A 3,031-nucleotide genomic window follows, 5' to 3' on the forward strand; every position below is an offset into this window, starting at 1 on the left:
GACGCCAAGATCGCCAATCTCAAGGCCGATGAAGCGCGCCGCAAGTTCGAATTCGAGCAGGCGCGCAGCCGCATGCTCGGCTGGATTTTTGCGGGCGTGATCGTCGCGACCCTGATCGTTGTGTCCATGCTGGTGTTCGGCATCATCACCATCCGGCGCAGCCGCAACGACGTGCGCGCTGCTAACGTCCATCTGGCGGATACCAACTCCGCGCTCGAAAAGGCGCTCGCGGCCAAGACCGAATTCCTGGCGACAACGAGCCACGAAATTCGCACGCCGCTCAATGGCATTTTGGGCATGACGCAGGTGATGCTCGCCGACGGCGCTTTGTCGGCGGCGACGCGCGATCGGCTGAGTGTCGTCCACGGCGCGGGCATTACAATGAAGGCGCTGGTCGACGACATCCTCGATGTCGCCAAGATGGAGACCGGCAACCTCACGATCGAGGCAGTGCCGGTCGATCTGCACAAGACGCTGGGCGATGTCTCGCGGTTGTGGGAAGAGCAAGCGCGCGCCAAGGGCGTCGCTTTCGAGATCGACCTCGATCAGTGTCCGCAAATGATCGTCGGCGATGCCGCACGCCTGCGCCAGATCGTGTTCAATCTTTTGTCGAACGCGCTGAAATTTACAGAGAAAGGATCGATCGAGCTGCGCGCCGAACAAACGGCGCAGGGTCGGTTGCAAATCGCCATCCACGATACCGGTATCGGCATTCCGGCGAACAAGCTCGACGAGATTTTCGAATCGTTCAAGCAAGTCGATGCGGGTACCACGCGGCGCTATGGCGGGACGGGGCTGGGCCTGTCGATCTGTCGCAGTCTTGCCCGTGCAATGGGTGGCGATGTGACGGTGACAAGTCAGATCGGTGCTGGGTCGACCTTCGCAATCACGCTTCCCTGCCAGACGCTCGCGGTACCAAGCATCGCCCCTGAAACGCAGCAAGCACCCGCTGAACTGCTGATCGTTGACCGCAATCCGATCACCCGCAGCATGCTGCGCGCGTTGTTCGCGCCGCACGCTTCGACGATTGCCTTCGCCGACAGCGTTGCCGAAGCGGTCACGTCGATCGCAGCGGTCAAGCCAAAGCTGGTGCTGGTCGACGAAGGCGTCGCGCGCGCGGATGGCGATATCGATGCGGCGCTGGCGGCGCTGGCGCAGGGTGCCGCTGACGTGCAGGCGCGCGTCTGCCTGTTGTGGGCGACTCCTTCGAATGAGGCGCGACAACAATTCGCCGCTGCGGGCATCGATCAGGTGATCGCCAAGCCCGTGGCCGGCCCTGCGCTCGTCGCGTCGCTTTACCCTCACCCCGATCACGCGCGCGGTCAGACTACGCAGCGCCTTGTGTCGCGTGCGGCTTAACGCGATAGGGACTATCGATGCGTTGTGTTAGGATCGCGAGCGACATGCTCACTGGAGTGCGGCGATGAACGTCTTGTTCGTCGAAGACGATCCGATGAATCGACGCGTGGTCAAGGACATGCTTGACGTGGCGGGCGCAACGATGACCGGCGCCGAAAGCGCCGAGCGCGGGTTGCAGCTAATCGGTGAGCAGGATTTCGATATCATTCTGATGGACTTGCGGATGCCCGGGATGGACGGGATCGAAGCGATTCGGCATCTGCGGGCGCGCGGAGACGCCAAAGCAGCCTTGCCGGTGATCGTCGTCACCGCCGACACCGCTGTCGATCTGCGCGATTATTGCCTGCGTGAGGGCGCCGACGAAGTGCTGTTCAAGCCGGTGGCGATGGATTCGCTGTTCGACGCGATCGGGCGCCTGCTTGCCCGGCGCCCCGGCGGGATGATCGGCTAAAAGTCGCACGCTTTCGTCAAATATTGCGACATTCATACGCGGGCCGTTGCGGATCGTCCCGTGCACGTTGCTTATCGTCCCAAGGGCATGGCGAGTGGAAATTTGCGGTCATAGACCTGAGGTGGAGTAGCCGTATTTGTTGAGTGGAGGCGTCAATGACCGAACAGATAATCGACCGTTTGCTGAAAACGCTCGATGTCGCGATTGATGCCTTTGCGCTTTGCCAGGTCGACCGCGGGATGAAGCTGGTTGCACGGGGCGGGCCGGAAATCGAAGTTCACTATATCCTGTCGGGCACGATGCACCTGTCGGTCGCGGGCGAACCGCCGATCGTCTGCGGCCCCGGATCGATCGTGCTGGTGCCACCGCATGTGCGTCAGGTGATCGGCGCCGACGGAGATACCGGGCGCGAATTGCTGGCGATCGACAATTGTTCGCAACTCGGCGGTGGGCTGATCAAGTTCGACGTTACCAATGGCGGCGAGGGGGACCTGCGGTTCGTCTGCGGGGTGATCACGGCCAATATATCGGGGTCGTTCGGCCTGCTCGACACCGTCCGCAAGCCGCTGGTCGAGGATCTGCACCAACTACCGATCGTCCGGCTGAGCTATGAGTTGATGCTCGCCGAGATCGAGTCACCGGGGCTTGGATCGCGCGCGCTGACCGGCGCTTTGATGAAGACCTGTGTGCTGATGCTGCTCCGGCGGCATTTCGCGCGCAGCGATCATGAGACCAGCCTGTTAAGTACGCTCCGCGACCCACGGCTCGGCAAGGCCGCCGCTGCGGTGATCGACAAGCCTGCCGCGCGGCACAGCGTCGCGGCGCTCGCGTCGGCGGCCGGCATGAGCCGCTCGGCCTTTGCGCGCGAGTTCAGCCACGCGTTTGCGATGAGCCCAATGGCGTTCGTCGCGAAGACGCGGCTCCACCACGCCGCTGAAATGCTGCGCGCGACTAACATGCCGGTCAAAGTGATCGCCGCCAGCATCGGCTTTTCGAGCCGCAGCCATTTCAGCCGCGCATTCCGCGATGCCTATGGCGCTGATCCCAGTGCGTATCGCCGAACGGCAATCGAGGCCGACGCACCCCGCCCGACGATCCCCGCGAACGGCTATGCAGGCGGGGCACACGCCGCCGCCTGACTTCGCCATCTGTCGCTGGATGGAGGCCCGACCGGGAATCGAACCCGGGTGCAAGGATTTGCAGTCCTCTGCGTCACCACTC

General features: G+C 63.0%; 3 protein-coding genes. All 3 read left to right on the top strand.

What is annotated here, in order from left to right:
• Positions 1 to 1,359, top strand: a 1,359-nt coding sequence (locus tag K2W81_RS06235; RefSeq protein WP_294102315.1) for an ATP-binding protein, incomplete at its 5' end; no start/stop codon positions are given.
• A 64-nt stretch (positions 1,360 to 1,423) separates the two neighbouring features.
• Entirely contained in the window at positions 1,424 to 1,810 is a 387-nt protein-coding gene (locus tag K2W81_RS06240; protein WP_294102316.1) for a response regulator, read from the top strand.
• Positions 1,811 to 1,965: 155 nt separating this feature from the next.
• On the top strand, positions 1,966 to 2,949 hold the full coding sequence (locus K2W81_RS06245) for an AraC family transcriptional regulator (protein WP_294102317.1): 984 nt from the start codon (positions 1,966 to 1,968) through the stop codon (positions 2,947 to 2,949).
• Positions 2,950 to 3,031 lie beyond the last annotated feature (82 nt).

Source organism: Sphingomonas sp. (genome assembly GCF_019749955.1).
In the GTDB taxonomy this organism is placed as follows: Bacteria; Pseudomonadota; Alphaproteobacteria; order Sphingomonadales; family Sphingomonadaceae; genus Sphingomonas.